The sequence below is a fragment of the Paenibacillus sp. JL3B1040 genome (assembly GCF_057063165.1).
This window is the reverse complement of the sequence record NZ_CM169317.1, coordinates 5482343-5501183: the sequence shown is the minus strand read 5'-3', so window position 1 is coordinate 5501183 and position 18841 is coordinate 5482343. Positions and strand designations below refer to the sequence as shown.

The window sequence follows — 18841 nt, the reverse complement described above, 5'->3', positions numbered from 1 at the left end:
TGGATTTTCGGGTTATTTGAATAAGTTCTTCAATACAAACCATACGTTGGCGGGACGTTCAGCAAGGCGGCGCATAAAGTAACCGAACCAGTCGTTGCCGAACGGAACGTACACGCGTACCTTGTAGCCTTCGCGAACGAGCGCAAGCTGCAAATCCTCGCGAATGCCGTACAGCATTTGAAATTCGTAGCGGTTCGGCGGAACCGCCAGCTTTTGAATCGTTTGCTTGGCGTAGTCGATGATCCGGGAGTCGTGGGTTGCAATGGCGGCATAACCGCCGTTCTTGAGGTGGGTGGAGATGAGGCGTTTGAAATTTTCGTCGACGTCCGGTTTGTCCGGATAGGCAACCTTGGGCGATTCCTTGTAGGCGCCTTTAACAAGGCGAAGGTTTGGCTTCAGAGACTTGAGCCCCTCGATATCATCCAGAGAACGATAAAGGTAAGCTTGAATGACGATGCCGACGTTGTCGATTTGCTCGCGCAGCCGTTTGTAGATCGCGATCGTTTTTTCACAATGGGCAAAATCCTCCATGTCGATACGCACGAACAAACCGTGCATTCGGGCCCGGTTCAGGATCGTGGTCAGGTTGCTCAAACATACCTGTTCACTAATCCCAAGCCCCAGCGATGTGAGCTTCAGCGAGAGATTGGCTTTAACCCCAGCTTCAGCGATGGCGTCCAATGTCTTAAGGCACATCCGCGTGGACAGTTCTGCTTCGGCTTCCGTCGAGACGAACTCACCGAGATGATCCAGGGTGGCCTCCCGGCCGGTCGCATTCAGCGCGCGTACGGCATCGATCGCGCTTTCGACAGTTTCTCCGGCCACAAACCGGCCGGCACCGAAGCGAAGACCATATCGGCGGGCCATGCGGCCGACGGATTGGCTTTTGGCGAAAGATTGAAACAGAGTTCGGAGTAACGCATCCATAGGCATCCATCCTTTTCCATTTCGTATTGTACACAAAATATACAATATTTTAGATTTTTGAACAATATGAGTTTAAAAAATAAACATTAATTATTTAAAATTAATTTAAAGTGTTCAATATCGAACAGTTAATGCGAGTTTTGCAGCGAGTTTGCGATTGATCATGCGGTCGGAATATTGAACCTCACCCGCTTTCGTGTTAGATTTACAAGTAAAATTTCATTGCGGGCGAGGTAATTATGTTCAATCATGAACGGATAGCGTTCCGGCGAGATCTGATCCATTTCAAGTCGGAAGCGGAGAAAAGTGCGCTGCTTGCGGCGTTGCGGGGCGGCCGGACAGCGGCGGTCGAATGGGGCGGATCGATGTATCTGTTGACGCCGGATGACGTCGACCTGCTTGGGGAATCCGGTAGGGAGACTATCGGCGAAGCGCTGCGGCGTAACGGAACCCGGTTTGCCGTTTCGGTCGTAATCCGGGAGGCCGAGCTGGCCCTTCCGGTCAGCGAACTGGCGTTGCGTTGGTCCAACGCGGACAGCCGGCCGGCATTGGTTGTGGATGACGGGCAGGGAGCGGCTGTCGGGTATTTTCTGTTGGCCGACCTGCTGAAGATAGCGACGGTCCTGCAGCAGCGGGCGGAGGCGTATTTCGACGCCTTGCTGGAGACGGTCAGCGACGCGGTGACCGTCGTCGACCGGAACGGGACGGTCATCGGCTGGAACGCGGTGGCGGAGGAAGTGTACGGCATCGCCAAAGCGGATATCGTCGGTCGGACGATCGGCGAGCACTTCGACCCCGATGCGCTGGTTTTACTGGGCATTTTGGATGAAGGCCGGCGGTTGCGCGGGGCTTATCATCGTCCGCGGGAAGGCACGCATGTGCTGATCAACGCGTCGCCGATTGTGGACCCGGGTGGCGGGATCATCGGGGGCGTGGCGACCGAGCAGGATATTACGCATCTGGTGAAGCTGAACGACGAATTGACGGTTGCGGCTTCCCGTCTTTTGACCCAGCGGATCAACGACGAGGATCCGTTTGCCTTGATCAGCGGGCGCGGCGAAAGCATGGGCAAGGTGATCAAGCTGGCCAAAAAGCTCGCCGAAACTGACTCCGCCGTGCTCCTGATCGGGGAGACGGGGGCGGGCAAGGAGCAGTTGGCCAGGGTGATCCATCGGGCCGGCGCGCGGGCGGAGGGCCCATTCCTGTCGCTGAGCTGCGGGGCCATACCGGCGGGACTGGCCGAAGCCGAGCTGTTCGGCTATCAGGGCGGCGCCTTTTCGGGGCAGCCGTCGGGGCAAGCCGGCCTGTTGGAGGCGGCGGACGGCGGCTCTATTTTCCTGAACGAAATCGAATGCCTGCCGCCGGACGTACAGGAGAAGCTGGCTCAGTACCTCAAGCGGCGTACAGTTATGCGGACCGGGGCTTCGGAGGCGGTGCCGGTATCGGTGCGAATCTTCGCGGCCACCGGCCAGGATTTGGAGCAGCTCGTGCGGGAAGGCAAATTCCGGGCGGATTTGTATTACGCGCTGAACGTAGTGTCGCTGAAGGTGCCGCCGCTGCGCGAGCGGAGGGAGGACCTGGGCGCGCTCGTGCAAATGTATTTGCGCGTCTTTTCGCTGCAATACCAGAAGCCGTTGCCGGCGGTTTCGCCGGAGGTGATGCTGGCGTTCACGAATTACGACTGGCCGGGAAACGTAAGCGAGCTGCGGGCGGTGATCGAGCGGTGCGTCATTTTAAGCGAGAATGAACAGATTGCGCTGGAGCATTTGCCGGAAGCGCTGCAGCGGCGGCAAGCCCAGTTGGATTTCGCAGCAGCGGACAACGCCGGTATGTTGAACGTTGGTGCCGATGATGGTTTTGCGACGGGCAAATGGACAAGGCCGGCACCCCTGGAGCAAGCGGATCGTCTGGACAAGATGCTGCGTCCGAGGATCACCCCCGAGGAGGAAATGGAGCTCATGAAGGAAGCGCTGGAGCGCACGGCGGGTAACAAAAGCCATGCGGCCAAGCTGCTGGGCATCTCCCGCGGCACGCTCTATAAAAAAATCCGCGACTATAATTTGGTATAGATGACCCAAACTAGAAAATATTGCAAAATTCGACGCCGACCCTCAAATTGCCTCGACATGGGCCGAACCCTTGCTTGGGCTCCTGCATAGCATATAGCACATTTGCAGGAAAAGGGGCACGACTCCATGATAGGGATAGAGTTGTCGGCGATTCACTACGTATATCTGGCGTTCATTGTATTGATCATGGCGTTGCTGATCAAACGGCGCGACACGACGATGATTTGCGTGGCGGGGATTTTTACGCTGGGGCTGCTTGCGACGGAAACGCTTAGCGGTTCGGTTTCAGGTATATTCAACTCGTTGATCTATGCGACCAGGGAGTTAATGGGAACGATCATGATCATCTCGATCATCGTGGCCATGAGCCGGGTGCTGATCCGCACGGGCATCAACGAAACGATGGTTGCCCCTCTGACGAGGTTCATCCGAACGCCATCGATGGCTTATTGGGGCATCGGGATCATCATGATGGTCACCTCGTTGTTTTTCTGGCCTTCGCCTGCGGTGGCGCTGATCGGCGCCGTCCTGTTGCCCGTAGCGATTCGCGTGGGATTGCCGGCGCTGGGGGCGGCGGTGGCGATGAATTTGTTCGGGCACGGCATCGCTTTGTCCGGGGACTATATCATCCAAGGGGCGCCGAAGCTGACCGCGGATGCGGCGGGCTTGCCCGTCGGCAGCGTCATGGCGGCTAGCGTTCCGCTGGTCCTCGTCATGGGGCTGGTGAGTACGGTCAGCGCCTTCTGGCTGATGCGCCGCGATCAGCGGAACGGGACGTGGCGCGACGGTTTGGTGGCCGGGAAGGGCACGGGCGGCGTGCTTGGCGAGGATCTTCCAGCAAGCAAAGAGGACCGCGCAGCCATCTCTCCGCAGGCCAAGAAATGGTTGGCTATCCTGATCCCGCTGCTCTTCGCCGCCGACGTCGTCGCGATGTTCCTGCTCCATTTGCAGGGCGGCGACGCGACGGCGCTGGTGGGCGGCACGGCGGTACTGATCCTGATTGGCGTGACGCTGCTGGCCCACCGGAATCGGGGCCTGGAGAAGGTCACTTCGTACCTGATCGAAGGGTTGACCTTCGGTTTTAAGGTGTTTGGCCCCGTGATCCCGATCGCCGCGTTCTTTTACCTTGGTGATGCGGCGATCAAGGAGCTGTTCGGGCAGGTGCTCCCCGAAACGTCGCACGGGATCGTGAACGACCTCGGCGTGGCTCTGGCCGACGTCGTCCCGCTGAACGGCATCGTCGGCGCCGTGACCCTCGCCGTCACGGGAGCGATCACCGGCCTGGACGGCTCCGGCTTCTCGGGCATTTCGCTGGCCGGCTCGATCGCCCAGCTCTTCGGCACGGCCATCGGCTCCGGCACGGCCGTGCTGACGGCGCTGGGACAGGTCGCCGCCATCTGGATCGGCGGCGGCACGCTGATCCCGTGGGCGCTCATCCCGGCCGCCGCCATTTGCGGCGTGAGTCCGTTCGAGCTGGCCCGCCGCAACCTGAAGCCGGTGCTCATCGGCCTGGCCGTAACCACCGTGGTGGCGATGTTTCTGGTGTAACGGCGTCTTTTTTACTGAAGGAGGCGATGGATCCGCCTCCTTTGCTTGTTTTAGTGTGTGTAGATTTCCCGTTCGCCGTCGCCCCCCACCCGCACTATGCCCCCAACTTTCTCCCTCTATCAACGTGTGCAAGGTAAACTAGTTATCACCCACCTCATCGCTGCCCTGTCCCCCAGACACCTTACAATCTCCGCAAACCGTACCTATCAAGCTTAAACGAATCTCCCTCGGCCGACATTTTGCGAATCCGCCTGCCCAGGTGATGAAAAAGGTAACCACGGCACGGCAGGGGATCGACGAGTTGGATGAAGATCGCAGGGCTAGTTGGAAATCCTCCACATAAATCTGTCCCATTTAGCCAATCGGCGGTTGCTAAGTGGATTCTCTACACCTAAAATGTGGGGATTTGCTCGAAAACGGCTATAAATGGGCAAAACAAGTGGAGGGTTTCCAACTAATTCCTTCTAAATTTCACTTTTCGCTCGAAATAGATGTACTTTTTCCATTTACTTCTGCCTCCGATGCCTCCGATTGGAACGTTGCATCTGTCCTCCGCCCTACCGATACCGTGCCCCCAACTTTCTCCCTCTATCAACGTGTGCAAGGTAAACTAGTTATCACCCACCTCATCGCCGCCCTGTCCCCCAGACACCTTACGCTCTCCGCAAACCATACCTATCAAGCTGAAACGAATCTCCCTCGGCCGACATTTTGCGAATCCACCTGCCCAGGTGATGAAAAAGGTAACCACGGCACGGCAAGGGATCGACGAGTTGGATGAAGATCGCAGGGCTAGTTGGAAATCCTCCACATAAATCTGTCCCATTTAGCCAATCGGCGGTTGCTAAGTGGATTCTCTACACCTAAAATGTGGGGATTTGCTCGAAAACGGCTATAAATGGGCAAAACAAGTGGAGGATTTCCAACTAATTCCTTCTAAATTTCACTTTTCGCTCGAAATAGATGTACTTTTTCCACTTAGCACTTTGCCGGGGCGCCAAAGTCCGCTAGGGCCACCGGAACTACCCGGTGCTCGCTTAAATTCGCCGAAATCCATCGAAGTCCGCCGAAATCCGCCGAAGTCCGCCGAAGTCCGCCAGGGTGCTAGGCTTCGCGGGGCCACTAAGGGTCGCCGAGAGCGGCCAGACCGCCACAAGGCTTGCCGCCTAAGTAGCCGGTTAAGTAACTGGTTAAGTAACTGGTTAAAGCTGCGGGCAAAGAGGGGGGCTTTCCTTTTGAGCATTGCTTTTCCCCGGCAACGGACGTAAGCTGGTGGGAGGATCTATCGTAGAAGGGGTTGCCATATTAGGGTTCGACGGGTTCAGCACCAGGCCGAGCCAGGCGAAGCCGGACCAAGTCGACCCAGCCAGACCAAGCCGGGAGCCATGTCGACCAAGCCGAGCATTCGGGCCGTCCGATTCCGCCCACCCGCCCGTTCCCTGTTTCTCCCTGCACATTGGATGAAACTAAGCGGAATCAGATGCGTAACATTAAATAGTGTGTACATGGAAAGGGTGAATCGCATTGGACAACGGCATGAACGTAAAGTTGTATGAAAAGTTACCGGACGGGGAGCTGCGAGAACTGGAAGAGCGCGTTTGGAGCGCCAATATGGTGGCAGCGTTGGAGCATGTGAACTACCTGGTTGTCGGCAGCCGGGAGTTTGAAACGGTGGAAGGACGGCTCAACGTCGATGAGGGCAAGCTGGAACTGCTGCTCGTCCCAATCGCGCACGAATAAGATGGTTTTTTCGTAAGGAGGGAATCGGTTTTGGCAAAAGAAGAGGAAGCAACACGGACGGAGACGGCGGCCGCGCAAAATACGGCGGCGAAGGAACCGTTCGCATCGAGGTTTTTCACTCCGGAGGGCAAGCCGATCCGCGTCTTGTCGACTTCGCTTGGCATTGCGCTGTTGGCCAACGCTTTCCTGATTCCGAGTGACGGGGCTTCGGCCTCGGGGAGCGGCACGTCGGCGGATGAACCGAAGCTGGTCGCCTGGTCGACGGAAGAAGTGAAACAGTATTTTGACAAAAACGTGGACTGGAACATTCCGCTTCCGGTCGCGGAGCAAGGGGAGGAACAAGGGGCCGGCTCCGGCGAGGCGTCCGGCGGCTCGGACGGCACCACCGTCGTCAACAACTACGGAGGCTACCATTCCGGGTTCGGTTGGGACGATATGCTGCTGTACCACCTGCTGTTCAACAGCGGATCGAACTACTCGTCCAGCCGCTGGCACGACAACCATCGCGGGTACTACGCGGGTTCGTCGACACCGTATAAACCGAAAACGTATTCCAGCGAGACGTTCCAGAACAAACAAATGGCCGGCTCCGTGGTCCGCCCCAAAACATCGACCTCCTCCACCGGTTCGATCGTTCGGCGCTCCACTTCGTCGAAATCCGGCGGCATCGGCGGCAAATCAAGCGGGCTAGGCTCGTCCTCCTCGAGTTCGTCCAAGAGCTCGATTTCCGGCTCGAGATCGGGCGGCTCCAGCAAAGGCTTCGGCGGATGATGGACGGAAGCAGCCGGGTGTTTGAAGTTGTCGGCCGGCCGCATCCCGACCGGAGCGAGCGGGTCGCGAAGCTGGCTGAGCTGGGGTTTACTTGGGCGAATCTCGAGGAAGAGGAGTACTGGATCGACCAACTGGTGTTGATGCCGAAGGCGATCTACGCGGAGATGGAACAGGCCGCCGCCGCGCTGTGGCACATTCTCGACAAGGCCGTGCGCTACGTCCATCGCCGACCTGATCTCTATGAGCTGATCGGCATTCCGCCGATCCTGTGGACGATGCTCGACGAGCTGCCAATGCCGGAGCCGGGAGTGATTAGCCGCTACGCGCGGTTCGATTTCGCCATCGCGAACGATGGCACGATCAAGCTGCTGGAACTGAACGCGGATACGCCGACGGGTTACGTCGAAGCTTCGATCGCCACCCCGTGGCTGATGGAGCAAGCGGGTTACGCCTCGCCCAATGCGCGCATGAAAGAGCTGGTGGCGGAAGCCTGGGCGATCGAGCGGCCGGATACCGCAGCGTGCGTCGATTACGGCTGGCATCTGGAGGATTCCGGCACGATCGAAGCCTTGGGTCGGCACAGCGGACTGGATCTCCACTACGAAGATTGCCTGGAGCTGTGGGTGGACGAGGGGACGCTCAAGAATAAAGACGGCCGCGTCATCGAGCGGTTGTTTGCATTATATCCGAAGGAATGGATGGCGGTGGACGATGCCGGCGAGGCGTTGAGCTACGCGATCGAAACCGGCCGGCTCACCATCTTCAACGGGCCGCACAGCATTTTGCTGCAATCCAAGGGGTTGCTTGCCGCCGTCTGGGGGCTTTACGAGTTGGGTTTGCTGTTTGATGAGGAAGAGCGGCAAGCGATCGCCAGGTATATGCTGCCGACCTATAACAAACCGGTTTTCTCCGGCGGGTTCGTATCCAAGTCGATGTTCGGGCGCGAAGGCGGTTCGGTACGCTTGTTCGACGAGGAGGGACGGCTGGAATTGGAGGACCGGGAGGGCTTCGACAGCAGCGTCTTGTTTCCTACGGTATATCAAAAAAGAGCCGAGCTGGCGCGGATCGAAACGGTCGTGGGCGAACGCCATTTGCTGACCGGCATGTTCGTCCTGAACGGGACGCCTTGCGGCCTGCTGGGGCGGGCCGGCGGACCGATCACCGGCAATACCAGTCATTTTATCGCGTTAGGAGTGAAATAAATGCAATATTCGAAGCCCCCTTGGGCGCGGCGGTTCCTCGTTACATTGCTGCTGGCGGTGTCTGTGGCCGTACTCGGCGCCTGCGGCAATACGTCCAGCGTCTTCTCCACCGCTGCCGGCTCGGAGTCGGCATTAACGACCGCCCGCGTTCCTTGGGATTACAAAATCGTGGAAGCGACGGTCGGCGATTTGGTGGGCAGCGACATGACGATTCTGCCCGACAACGACCTGCTGCCGAACGACAACAATTACGCAACCGGCGACAAAATCTGGATTCTGCAGTTTATGGATGCCGAGCTGACCACGGACGAGAACCAGAAAAATGAAGTACGCTTGTCCTCCTGGACGACGCTGAAGTCTTATCCGGATCAGGCTTCCGCCGAGAAGGATTTGGCCGAACTGAAGGTGGCGATTACGACCGACGTCGATCTCGTCGGCGTGTACAAAACGGAGTATCAAGGCAAAACGCGGAATTTCGCCGTATTGGAGCTGCCGACCGGAAACCGGATCAAGCAGCCGATCGACGACGCGCGGTACGCGGCGTTGGAGAAAGCGAAGACGGCATCGGTCGTGCTGGAGGAAGTGCATGATTTTGCCGATTATGATTTGGCATTTGCGAAATTTCGGGGGTGGGCGAAGTGACGATCGTAGTGAATATTGTGGTTAGCGTTGTCGTGATGATTTTGCTGCAATTGCTGGGGATGGTGGTGTTCAATTGGATGACTCCGTACCGCGACATGGAAGAGCTCAAGAAAGGCAATGTCGCCGTCGCCCTGGCGCTGGGCGGCAAATTCCTCGGTACGGCGATCATCCTCGGGGTTTCGGCTTTTACGAACACCTCCATTATGCATATGATCCTGTGGTTTGCCGTCGGGTACGTCTGCCTCGTGGCGTCCTATTGGATCTTTGAACTGGTGACGCCGGGATTCAACATTTCCGATCAGTTGAAGAAAGGCAATGTCGCAGTGGGCACCCTGCTGTGCCTGGTGTTTATCGGCATGGCCTTCGCCGTCAGCAGCCTGATCATTTAAGACGGACATGAATTTTGAAAAAGGGGCAGTCAAATGCACTTTTTGCTCAGAATTACAACACGGATGATGCGCTTGCGCAAAACGTCGATCATACTCATGATCCTGACATTCGTAACGCTAAGCGCTACCATCGCTTACGGACTCGAGCCGGCTACGTTCGGCAGTTGGTTTAACGCGCTGTATTGGGTGATGACGACCATGGCCACGGTAGGCTATGGCGATTATTTTACCGAAACGGTGCAGGGAAAAGTGTTTACGATGTTTTTGTACATTTTCGGAATCGGGCTGCTGAGCTTGGTGATCGGGAAAGTGATCGATTCCATCGGGAGCTTTCAGCGGCAGAGAGGAGCGGGGGCTTTGAGCTTTCGGGGCGAAGACCAGATCATTTTGATCAATTGGAGCAAAAAAGCGCAGTCGGCGGTGGAGGAAATTTTGAGTTACTCTCCCAAGAGCCGCATCGTCATTATTGACGAAGGGGATCGGCATCCGCTGGAGCATATGCATCAGGTGCATTTCGTCTGCGGCGATCCGGCCTCGGATGACATCCTGATGAAAGCCGGCATCGATCGAGCGAAGGCGGCGATCATTTTTGCCGATACGCGGATCGAGGAGTTTTCGCTGATCGACGGCAAATCGCTGTTGATCGCCTCCAGCATCGAACGCCTGGCGCCGCAGGTACATACAACCGTGGAGATCACGCAGGAAAAACATATCCAGAACTTCCGCCACGTTCAAGTGAACGAATTTGTGCTGTCTCATGACGCCATTTCGCGATTGGCGGTCCGATCTGCGCTGCAGGCGGGCAACTCCGAAGTAATTCGCCAACTGCTCAGCCGTCAATACGGCGACGATATTTATGAAGTCCCGGTACAGCGGGACTGGAGCACGTACGGAGATGCCTTTGAGGCGCTGCTCCGGCAAGGGGCAACCTTACTGGCGGACCGCGGCGATCTGGGCATCAACCGCAAGCTGGACCAGCCGATTCCTGCGGAGGCGCGGCTCTACGTCGTGGCCGACGATGCCACGTATCGGCGAATCGCCGGCTCATCGTCTTAATCGCGAGCAACGGCAGAAGGGCAGCGTTAGAGCAGTTCGTTCCGTTTGCGCAGATAGCCAAACAAAACGAGGCTGCACACCGCGCATAACAAGGCGCATATGCCGATGAACGCGTATCCGGCCTGCAGGCCGCGCAGCAAGCCAAGCCCGGTGTCGGCGCCGCCGGCGACGAGCTCTTTGATGCCGTTGGTGATCGCGCCGATCAGATAGTTGCCGACGACGCTGCCAACCCCCATCAGCGTAACGATGAAGGTGATGGCGGAGTCGCTGGAGGAGCGGTATTTCTTGGCGATCAGCGCCATGACGGTCGGGTAGATCGGAGCGATGCCGATACCGGCCGCCGCGAACAGGAAGGCCCCGGGTTCACCGGCCCAAATGGCAGTCAAGGTGCAGACCCCCGAGAAGGCGGAGAACAGAATCAGCGAGAGCGTAAAGCCGATTTTATCCGTAATGGGTCCGAGTGCCAGCCGCGCGAACGTAAAGCATAAGAAGAAGGCGGACAACATGCCTGAAGCGCTGGTGGTATTCCAGTGGTAGGCCTTCTCCAGAAAGTTGACCAGCCAACCGCCTACGGCCATCTCCGATACAACACCGAACGAGAGCACCAGCACGATCAGCCAGATGGCCGGATCGCGCATGAGCTGCGTGAATGGAATCCGCTCGCCGCTTTGTTCTTCTTCGCCCGGAAACCGGCTCAGTAGCGTCGGGATCATCGGAATGACCGAAAGGGACAGCATAATGAGATACATGCCGCGCCAATCGAGCACATGCCCGCCGATCGAGACGGTCATCAGCCCCGAGGCGATCATCGGCGCCACGGTGGAACTTAGCCCATAGAAGAAGTGGGCGAGATTCATCATCGTGCCGGTGTTGCCGACGAAAATGCGGGCGGCCAGAATAGCCAGCGCGATTTCGAGCATCCCGTTGCCGATGTACATCAGAAAGTAGGAGCCCGACAACGCCGGGAAGCTGCGCGAAGCGAAGATGAGCACTCCGGACGCGGCCATCGAACCGAAGGCAAGCATCGTCACCGCTTTGGCGCCCCATTTGCGGGTCAGGTAGGCCGTAAACGAACAAGCCAGCAGATACCCTAGCGAATTCAGCGAGAGCAGCGTCCCGATCTGCATCTCGTCGATGCCGAAATCCGTTTGGATGCGCGGGATGGCGGGGCCTTTAATATTTTCCGAGAAGCCGAAAATAAAGAAACCGATGAAGACGGTTAACAGTTGAAAGATGTAATTCCGTTTGACGGAAGCGGACGGTGCGGCGTGTGCGGCCGCCCTCTCCGCATCAGGTCGAGATTTCGCTTTCAAAAGATGCCCTCCTGAGGTTCACGATGGGATGGAATGAAACGAACAGCCACATCGTAACACAATTTCGAGCTCCTATCTATCCTCAGTTTGCGGGAGGGATACGGCGGCTACTTCTCCATGATTTGCCCGATCACGTCCAGCCCTTTCGATTGGCCCATGGCCAGCGGTCCGACGATTTCCGTGTCGATCACGTGAAGGTTGCCGTTCTTGACCGCCTTCAGCCCGTTCCAGACCGGGTTATTGGCCAGCGCCTCCAACGTGAGCTCCGCGGCGCCGGTGAAATCCTCCCCGAGGAAAATATAATCCGGGTTAATGCCGGCCACGCCCTCCAGGCTGATTTCCGCCCAGTCCTCCATCCCAGCGAATTTGGCGAAGCCCAGGCGATCGTAATACGGCTCCATCCGAACACCGCCGTAATAGTTGAAGCCTTTGCCCCAGGTCATCATGAAGATGGCCGTTTTTCCTTTTGCGCCGGTCTCGTCCATTTTAGCCGCGAGCGCGTCCAGCTTCCCATTGTAGTCGGCAATGTACTGCTCGGCTTTGGCTTCCTCCCCGACAACGGCGGCAACTTTCCCGATCGTATCCTGCCAGTTTTCGGATTGGCGAATCAGGATCGTGGGGGCGATTTTGGACAGCTGGTCATAAATCTTCTCGTCGTCCTCCCAGGCGATAATGACGTCCGGGTCCAGCGCCAAGATGCTCTCCATGCTGGCCGTATCGCCTAAATCGGCGATCTTGTCCTGCTTCGTGTAGGCATCGTAGACGGGAAAATTCTGCAGCGATTTCAGGCCGACAACGCCGGCCACGACGTCCTGCTCCCCGATCGCAAACAGATGGTCGGCATAAGGGAAATAGGTGACGGCGACTTTCTTCGGTTTTTCGTTCAGCACCGTTTCGCCTTTGTCGTGCTGAATGGTGATCGGAAATTTCGCGGTCTGCGCCGCATTGCCGGAAGCCTCATCCGAACCGCTCCCCGCCGCCTCACCCGTTCCGCCGATGTTTTCGCCGGTTGGAGCAGCCGGATTCGCATTCGTTCCGCAGGCCGTCGCCGCTAGGGATAACAATAAAATAATCAGGAGGGGAAGCAGTCCCCTTTTTTTGAATGGTCGCAACACTTGTCGTTCCTCCGCTTCGGTATAGTGATAATGATTTTCATTTTCAAATCAAATTATAATCAAAACCGGGCGGGCTTGAGAATAGACAATTGTCAAAGGGAAGGTGGATCATTTCCGTTTCGGGCCCGAAATTCGCTGGGAGCGCAGCCGACATGCTTTTTGAATAGCCGGCTGAAATAATGGGCGTCGCCGTAACCGACGCTCTCCGCGATGTCGCCAACGCTGCAGCGGCTGGTGGCCAGCAGCTCGCTGGCCCGGGCCATCCGGTGCCGGATGACGTAATCGATCGGGGATAAGCCGACGTATTTATGGAAGGCGTAAGCGAATTTTTTGACGTCCCAATCATGCAGGCCGGCCAACTTCCGCAAATTGAGCGGCTCCATATAGTGAGCGTGAATATACTCCAACGCGTGTTCGACGGCGCTGCGGCTCTCCACGTTCAAGCGGTTGCGGGCGCAACGGATCACCTCGCCGATCGTTCCGTAGAACAGTTCTTTCACGCGAACCGCCTGCAGGGAACCCGGCGTGTTCGCGGCCGCATGCAACTGGCGCAGCATTTCCACGATCCGGGGGTTCTCTCCCGGTTCCAGTGCATAATGCGTCCGAGGGTACGCGTACTTCCATTCGGCGGGCAGCTCAAGCGTATAATGGATCAGGACGTATTCAAAACCCGAAGCGGGCACCTTCAATTGCAGCGTCATGTTTTGCGCGCCGTGCGCAACGACCCCGGGAACCAGCTCGCAAGGGGTGCCGTCGAAGGCGAACTCGGCTTGCCCTTGCAAGGCGAATACCAAACCGGCATACGGTGTGGGGTGTTCTTTGGAATGCCCGTTGTATTGCCCCGGTTCGAGACTCGATAAATAAACGCCATGAATCGTTAATGCGCCGGCAGCAAACTGCCCGGCCAGTTCGTTCAAGTCAACGATGGAAATCACCTGCTCTCCGGTAGGTATGGGGGAGTCGCGCTTCATTTATTTTACTCGGACAAGCCCGCGGGGAAAAGGGAAGCTTTGACGCCGTATTGCCGTATTACGGGGAAGAAGCGGGCAACCGGCGTGGCCGCAGGAATCGTGGAAACAGCTCCCGGAGCGCTTTGACCCGGCCGGCCTAAAATAACGGAGGCTACGCCGAGGAATTGCCGACCGCAACGAAAACACCCGTATCCCGCGCGCTGACTGACAAGCGGCGGAGACGGGTGTTTTGTTTTTATCGGCTTAATGATGAATGTCGCATTTGTTCATGATGAACGCGATTTGGTTTTCGAGCCGGTTGATTTGCTCCTGCGTCTGCGGGTCGGCTTGGCCCAACCCTCGCATCGAGGCCAGTTCTTGCTTCAAACGGTGCAGATCTTCGCCCGCGCGGGCGCAGTCATAGTCGCTCTCGAGATGATCCAGCATGCTGATCCTCCTCCATCGGTTACTCCGTTATCGTTCCCTATTATGGAGGGTTTAGGGAGAACTTATTCAGGCTGGACGGAGCCGCCGCCGATTTTGCGAAGGAACTCATTGATCTGCCGATGCATGTCGGCGATGTCCTCAACCTCCGCGCCGGTACCGGCAAACAGCCGCAGCGGTACGGTACAAGCTTTGTCGCGCAGAGCTTTGCCTTCGTCGGTCAATTCGATGATGACGCTGCGCTCGTCCGATTTATCCCGCGTCCGGGTGACCAGGTTCATCTGTTCCAGCTTCTTGAGCAGCGGGGTTAAAGTACCCGAGTCGAGGTACAGCACCGCGCCCAGCTCCTTGACGGTGACGCCGTCCCGCTCCCATAACGCGAGCAGCGTGATGTATTGCGTATAGGTCAAGCCAAACTCAGCCAGCAGGGGCCGGTACAGCTTCATGATCTCACGGGAACAGGTATAAAAAGCGAAACAAAGCTGATTATCCAGTTTCATCAATTCGTCGGTATTCACTTAGATCCACCTGCCATTTAATTGTGCGCAATTTATCGATTGTTGAGCCATTATAGCATTGCTCCGCATTTCGAGTAAAGAGGCGGACCGGAGCCCGGCAGACGGAGGGAGTTGCCCGGAGACCCGGACTTTAACGCTTGTCACAAAGCTTATTTCAGTCTAAATCACCGGTTTACGCTTCTAACGCGGATCACAGAGCTTATTACCCCTTTTTGCGGAAGAATTCGGGGGATTTCTTCGAAATAGAGTGGCTCAGCAGCGTTAGAACTTCTACAACAGCAAATTGGCCGCATTAGCGTTTCTCACCAGCGTTAGCGCCGACCGGAGCCGAACGGACCCGACCGCATCCGAACACAGCGAACTAGTCGATCGCATCCGATCGTAGCTGACCGTAGTCGAACTAGCCGACCGCAGCGAACCAGCCGACCGCAGCGAACCAGCCGACCGCATAGGCACAGCTCCAACACGACCGAACGGATGCCTTCCTTCACCGCGAGGCGAGGGACAGCAATCGAAAATTGACACGCCGATAATGATTGCATACAATTAAATTACACTTAATTTAAATGGGTGCTGGAGGTGCCGTGGATGTCATTATTCGATATTGAAGTTAAAACGATTCAAGGCCAGGTTCAAACGTTGGAGCCTTACCGCGGTCAAGTGCTGCTGATCGTGAATACGGCGACCAAATGCGGGTTTGCGCCGCAATTCAAAGGGCTGCAGAAGCTGCATGATACTTACAAGGATCAGGGGTTTGCCGTATTGGGATTCCCCTCGAGCCAATTCGCCAACCAGGAGCTGGGGACGGACGAAGAGGTGGCGCAGGCTTGCGAGCTGAATTTCGGCGTATCGTTCCCGTTATTTTCCAAAGTCGATGTCAATGGGAAAAACGCTCATCCGCTGTTCAAGCACCTGACGAAGGAAGCGCCGGGCGTGCTTGGCTCCAAGCTGATTAAATGGAATTTTACGAAGTTTCTCGTTGACCGAAGCGGCAGGGTCGTTAAGCGCTTCGGCCCAACGGATGAACCGGAGAGCATCGAAGGGCAGATCCGCGAGCTGTTGGGTGCGCCGGTCCGAGTGTAATGTGATAGCATCGTGAGGCAGTCTACCCCGTTTCTTTTCCATTATTGGAGAGAAGCGGGGCATTTTGTTTTAACCTGGATTCGTGATGAAATCCACTTCGCGTTTGCGTTTCAATCGGAGGCAGCGGAGGCAAAGATTAAGTGGAAAAAGCACATTTATTTCAAGCGAAAAGTGAGGTTTTGAGGAAATTAGTTGGAAATCCAGCACTTCTTTTTGCCCAAAATGACCGTTTTCGAGCAAATCTCCATAATTTAGGTGGAGAAAATCCACTTAGCATCCTCCAATTGGGTAAATGGGCCGGATTTAAGTGGAGGATTTCCAACTAGCCAGGCGATACGGGACGGTGAAGTGGGTATTAACTAGTTTACCTTGTACACGTTGGTAGAGGGAGAAGGTTGGGGGCATGGTATCGGTAGGGTGGAGGACGGAAACAAGGTCTCGGTTGAAGGCATCGGAGGCAGGACGAAGTTGAAATATATGCGGCTCTATGCGGCCAGAAGAAAACCAGCCCGTTCTATATGAAAAAACAGATAGAACAGGCCGTTGAAAGGGCAAAGTGAGGCCGGGTCAGATTAAGGGGGGGCTTCAGGCTATACCAGCTTCTTCCGCAAGTAGCCGGAAATCCAATCCACGAGGGTGATCATCACAATAATGCCAAGCAGGATGATGCCGACGCGATCCCAATCCCGCGAACTGAGGGCGAAAATCAACGGGGTTCCGATGCCGCCGGCGCCGATGACGCCAAGGATCGTCGCGGAACGCAAATTGATTTCGAATCGGTACAGCGTGTAGGACAAGAACCCCGGCAACACTTGGGGCAGCACGGCAAACCACAGAATTTGCAGACGGTTTGCCCCTGCGGCGACGAGCGCTTCAGTCGGGCCGTGCTCCATGTTCTCGATCTCGTCGGCAAACAGCTTGCCAAGCATCCCGACCGAATGCAATCCCAGCGCCAACACGCCGGCAAAGGCGTTTGGCCCCACGGCTTTAATGAACAGCAGGGCCATGACGATCTCCGGGAAGGTGCGGATAAAGCTGAGCAGCATTTTGCCGGAGCCGGAGACCCAGCGCGGCTTGCTCCGATTGGCCGCCGACCAGAAGGCGAACGGCAGGCAGACCAGCGTGGAAATGAACGTGCCCAGGATGGAGATCGTTAACGTCTCCAATAGCCCTCGCAGCAAATCCTCGCCGTCCGGCAAATAAACGTAATCCCAATCGGGCGAGAACAACCCCGAGAGGATCGATTTCGTAATCTGGCCGGCGGTTTCCTTGATTCCGTCAAACGGAATGCCGGCAAATGCCCAGATATAAAGCAGAAGGAGCAGCAGGTAGATGAGCCAGCGGTAACGGTTTTTTTTCGGCTTCTGCACTTTGTGCCGCCAGGTATTCGCGTTTGTCGTCATAACAATTTCTCCCGCAGTTTGGTGCTAGCATAGTCGATCAACAGTACGACCGCGAGCGTGAACAAAATGATCATGCACGTCTTGTCATACTGCAGGAACCCTAAGGTCACCTCGTAATAATGGCCGATCCCGCCGGCGCCGACCAGGCCCAGCACCGCCGCGGCGCGGACGTTGATCTCGAACGTGTAAAGTACGTACGAGATGAAGTGAGCTTGAATTTGCGGCACAACGCCGAAGATAATGCGCTGGATCGGCGTCGCCCCCACGGACGTCATGGCCTCCAGCGGTCCGCGGTCGATCGTCTCCAGCGCTTCATAGGTCAATTTGGCGATCAGGCCAAACGAAAATACGGTCAGCGCCATCATGCCCGGCAGCGGTCCGAGTCCGAAGATCGCGACGAAAATCGCCGCCAGCAGCAGGTCCGGGATCGTCCGCACCAGGTTCAGCAGAAAGCGGACGGGCTGGTAGATCCACGCGCTGCGGCTGAGGTTGGCGGCGCACAGCAGCGCCACCGGTACGGCGAGGATGGCGCCGAAGGTCGTGCCGATGAGCGCCATGCGGATCGTCTCCAGCATCGCCGGGACGATGTTGTCGAAGTAGCTCCACTTCGGCGGGAACATCTCCTTCAGCAGGTCGAGCATGTTGGGCGAGCCCAGGATCAGTTTGCCGAGCGTGGCTTCCGTATCCACTGCGCTGCCCCACAGCAGGAGCAGGATGATCAAGGCGGTTAAATAATGCTTAAGCTTGCTGGGCGCCTTGGGGCGATTCCCGGACGGATCGGCATGGCTCACGACATTGGCATTGGCACGCGGATTCGTGTTCATCAAGCCTGCGCCTCCAACACCTGCGGCCCCGAGAGCCGGCCGGCCAGCAGTTCTTCCCGGTCGACGGCGCGGCCGTAGATCTCCGCGAACCGCTCATCCGTCGCTTCCGAGACCGGGCCGTCAAACACGACCTGTCCGGCCCGCAAACCGATGATACGGGTCGCATACGCGCGCGCCAGGTCGATGAAATGAAGGTTGACGATCGTCGTAATCCCGAGCTCGACGTTGATGCGCTTTAGATCGTCCATGACTTGTTTGGTCGTCAAAGGATCCAGCGAAGCCACCGGTTCATCGGCGAGGATGATTTTCGCCTCCTGCGCCAGCACGCGGGCGATCGCCACCCGCTGCTGTTGCCCGCCGGAGAGCTGGTCGGCCCGGGTGTAGGCTTTCTCCACGATATTCACGCGCTCCAGCGCCTGAAAAGCCAACTCCACGTCGGCCTCCGGAAACCGGCCGAACAGGGTGCGCAGCGTGGAATGGTAGCCGACCCGGCCGGCCAACACGTTGCGCAGCACGGAGGAGCGCTTCACGAGATTGAAGCTTTGGAAGATCATGCCGATATCGCGGCGAATCATCCGCAGCTCCTTACCCGCGGCCTTCGTGATCGACTTATCGCCGATCCGAATATCGCCTTCGGAAATATCGTGCAGCCGGTTCATGGAGCGCAGCAGCGTCGATTTGCCGGCGCCGGACAATCCGACGATGGCCACGAATTCGCCGGGCTCGATCTTCAGGTTGATCCGGTCCAGCCCTTTGGTGCCGTTCGGATACGTTTTGGATACATTGCGCAGTTCTATCACGTTAGGACTCCTTTTTGGGAAAATAATCCGGAAAAACGCACAGCCAG

The 18841-nt window shown here is 57.0% G+C and carries 19 protein-coding genes; 10 read left to right on the top strand and 9 right to left on the bottom strand.

Annotated elements, in window-relative coordinates; translation table 11 throughout:
- Window positions 1-12 precede the first annotated feature (12 nt).
- Window positions 13-927 carry a proline dehydrogenase family protein gene (locus ACZF99_RS25205; protein ID WP_483607613.1) on the bottom strand — a complete coding sequence of 305 codons (915 nt, stop codon included), beginning with the start codon at window positions 925-927 and terminating at the stop codon, window positions 13-15.
- Between the two features lie 239 nt (window positions 928-1166).
- On the opposite strand from ACZF99_RS25205, the gene ACZF99_RS25200 reads away from it, so the two are divergent.
- The 8 genes from ACZF99_RS25200 to ACZF99_RS25165 all read left to right on the top strand — a co-directional run bounded on the left by ACZF99_RS25200 (window position 1167) and on the right by ACZF99_RS25165 (window position 10344).
- Window positions 1167-2996: a sigma-54 interaction domain-containing protein gene (locus tag ACZF99_RS25200; RefSeq protein ID WP_483607612.1), complete on the top strand. Its 1830-nt coding sequence runs from the start codon at window positions 1167-1169 to the stop codon at window positions 2994-2996.
- A 129-nt stretch (window positions 2997-3125) separates the two neighbouring features.
- The gene (locus tag ACZF99_RS25195; RefSeq protein WP_483612970.1) at window positions 3126-4544 is read left to right on the top strand and encodes a hypothetical protein; all 1419 of its coding nucleotides are present in this window, start codon (window positions 3126-3128) and stop codon (window positions 4542-4544) included.
- 1536 nt (window positions 4545-6080) lie between these two features.
- Window positions 6081-6284, top strand: coding sequence for a hypothetical protein (locus tag ACZF99_RS25190; RefSeq protein ID WP_483607611.1), 204 nt, complete (start codon window positions 6081-6083; stop codon window positions 6282-6284).
- Between the two features lie 30 nt (window positions 6285-6314).
- Window positions 6315-7055 carry a hypothetical protein gene (locus ACZF99_RS25185; protein ID WP_483607610.1) on the top strand — a complete coding sequence of 247 codons (741 nt, stop codon included), beginning with the start codon at window positions 6315-6317 and terminating at the stop codon, window positions 7053-7055.
- A complete protein-coding gene (locus tag ACZF99_RS25180) occupies window positions 7055-8257 on the top strand; it encodes a glutathionylspermidine synthase family protein (RefSeq protein ID WP_483607609.1) in 1203 nt (400 codons plus the stop codon). The genes ACZF99_RS25185 and ACZF99_RS25180 overlap by 1 nt, the downstream gene beginning before the upstream one ends.
- On the top strand, window positions 8258-8899 hold the full coding sequence (locus ACZF99_RS25175; RefSeq protein WP_483607608.1) for a signal peptide protein: 642 nt from the start codon (window positions 8258-8260) through the stop codon (window positions 8897-8899).
- A complete protein-coding gene (locus ACZF99_RS25170; protein WP_483607607.1) occupies window positions 8896-9288 on the top strand; it encodes a DUF350 domain-containing protein in 393 nt (130 codons plus the stop codon). The genes ACZF99_RS25175 and ACZF99_RS25170 overlap by 4 nt, the downstream gene beginning before the upstream one ends.
- Before the next feature lie 96 nt (window positions 9289-9384).
- Complete coding sequence (locus tag ACZF99_RS25165) at window positions 9385-10344, top strand: ion channel (RefSeq protein ID WP_483607606.1); 960 nt, start codon at window positions 9385-9387, stop codon at window positions 10342-10344.
- 26 nt (window positions 10345-10370) lie between these two features.
- Here the strand turns inward: ACZF99_RS25165 and ACZF99_RS25160 are convergent, their stop codons facing one another.
- The 5 genes from ACZF99_RS25160 to ACZF99_RS25140 form a co-directional block, all read right to left on the bottom strand.
- Entirely contained in the window at window positions 10371-11579 is a 1209-nt protein-coding gene (locus tag ACZF99_RS25160; protein ID WP_483612968.1) for an MFS transporter, read from the bottom strand.
- Window positions 11580-11764: 185 nt separating this feature from the next.
- Window positions 11765-12772 (bottom strand): ABC transporter substrate-binding protein, encoded by a 1008-nt coding sequence (locus tag ACZF99_RS25155; protein ID WP_483607605.1) that lies wholly within the window; start codon window positions 12770-12772, stop codon window positions 11765-11767.
- A gap of 92 nt (window positions 12773-12864) precedes the next feature.
- A complete protein-coding gene (locus ACZF99_RS25150) occupies window positions 12865-13707 on the bottom strand; it encodes a helix-turn-helix domain-containing protein (RefSeq protein ID WP_483607604.1) in 843 nt (280 codons plus the stop codon).
- Window positions 13708-13986: 279 nt separating this feature from the next.
- Entirely contained in the window at window positions 13987-14169 is a 183-nt protein-coding gene (locus ACZF99_RS25145) for a DUF2524 domain-containing protein (RefSeq protein WP_483607603.1), read from the bottom strand.
- A gap of 62 nt (window positions 14170-14231) precedes the next feature.
- On the bottom strand, window positions 14232-14666 hold the full coding sequence (locus tag ACZF99_RS25140; RefSeq protein ID WP_483612966.1) for a MarR family winged helix-turn-helix transcriptional regulator: 435 nt from the start codon (window positions 14664-14666) through the stop codon (window positions 14232-14234).
- Window positions 14667-15272: 606 nt separating this feature from the next.
- Here ACZF99_RS25140 and ACZF99_RS25135 point away from each other — a divergent pair.
- Window positions 15273-15767, top strand: coding sequence for a glutathione peroxidase (locus ACZF99_RS25135; protein ID WP_483607602.1), 495 nt, complete (start codon window positions 15273-15275; stop codon window positions 15765-15767).
- 140 nt (window positions 15768-15907) lie between these two features.
- A complete protein-coding gene (locus tag ACZF99_RS25130) occupies window positions 15908-16093 on the top strand; it encodes a hypothetical protein (protein WP_483607601.1) in 186 nt (61 codons plus the stop codon).
- A 264-nt stretch (window positions 16094-16357) separates the two neighbouring features.
- Here ACZF99_RS25130 and phnE (ACZF99_RS25125) read toward each other — a convergent pair whose 3' ends face one another.
- The 3 genes from phnE (ACZF99_RS25125) to phnC are packed head-to-tail and all read right to left on the bottom strand — an operon-like array spanning window position 16358 to window position 18794.
- Window positions 16358-17170 (bottom strand): phosphonate ABC transporter, permease protein PhnE, encoded by an 813-nt coding sequence (gene phnE / locus ACZF99_RS25125; protein WP_483607600.1) that lies wholly within the window; start codon window positions 17168-17170, stop codon window positions 16358-16360.
- Window positions 17167-17994, bottom strand: coding sequence for a phosphonate ABC transporter, permease protein PhnE (phnE, locus tag ACZF99_RS25120; protein ID WP_483607599.1), 828 nt, complete (start codon window positions 17992-17994; stop codon window positions 17167-17169). Before phnE (ACZF99_RS25120) ends, phnE (ACZF99_RS25125) begins: the two co-directional genes overlap by 4 nt.
- A complete protein-coding gene (gene phnC, locus ACZF99_RS25115; RefSeq protein ID WP_483607598.1) occupies window positions 17994-18794 on the bottom strand; it encodes a phosphonate ABC transporter ATP-binding protein in 801 nt (266 codons plus the stop codon). The genes phnE (ACZF99_RS25120) and phnC overlap by 1 nt, the downstream gene beginning before the upstream one ends.
- Window positions 18795-18841 lie beyond the last annotated feature (47 nt).

What these genes read in the sequence shown, in the direction of transcription:
- ACZF99_RS25205 (WP_483607613.1), bottom strand. Translation starts at nt 927, where the DNA reads ATGGATGCGTTACTCCGAACTCTGTTTCAATCTTTCGCCAAAAGCCAA.
- ACZF99_RS25200 (WP_483607612.1), top strand. Translation starts at nt 1,167, where the DNA reads ATGTTCAATCATGAACGGATAGCGTTCCGGCGAGATCTGATCCATTTC.
- ACZF99_RS25190 (WP_483607611.1), top strand. Translation starts at nt 6,081, where the DNA reads ATGAACGTAAAGTTGTATGAAAAGTTACCGGACGGGGAGCTGCGAGAA.
- ACZF99_RS25180 (WP_483607609.1), top strand. Translation starts at nt 7,055, where the DNA reads ATGGACGGAAGCAGCCGGGTGTTTGAAGTTGTCGGCCGGCCGCATCCC.
- ACZF99_RS25175 (WP_483607608.1), top strand. Translation starts at nt 8,258, where the DNA reads ATGCAATATTCGAAGCCCCCTTGGGCGCGGCGGTTCCTCGTTACATTG.
- ACZF99_RS25165 (WP_483607606.1), top strand. Translation starts at nt 9,385, where the DNA reads ATGATCCTGACATTCGTAACGCTAAGCGCTACCATCGCTTACGGACTC.
- ACZF99_RS25145 (WP_483607603.1), bottom strand. Translation starts at nt 14,169, where the DNA reads ATGCTGGATCATCTCGAGAGCGACTATGACTGCGCCCGCGCGGGCGAA.
- ACZF99_RS25140 (WP_483612966.1), bottom strand. Translation starts at nt 14,666, where the DNA reads ATGAAACTGGATAATCAGCTTTGTTTCGCTTTTTATACCTGTTCCCGT.
- ACZF99_RS25135 (WP_483607602.1), top strand. Translation starts at nt 15,273, where the DNA reads ATGTCATTATTCGATATTGAAGTTAAAACGATTCAAGGCCAGGTTCAA.
- phnE (WP_483607600.1), bottom strand. Translation starts at nt 17,170, where the DNA reads ATGACGACAAACGCGAATACCTGGCGGCACAAAGTGCAGAAGCCGAAA.
- phnE (WP_483607599.1), bottom strand. Translation starts at nt 17,994, where the DNA reads ATGAACACGAATCCGCGTGCCAATGCCAATGTCGTGAGCCATGCCGAT.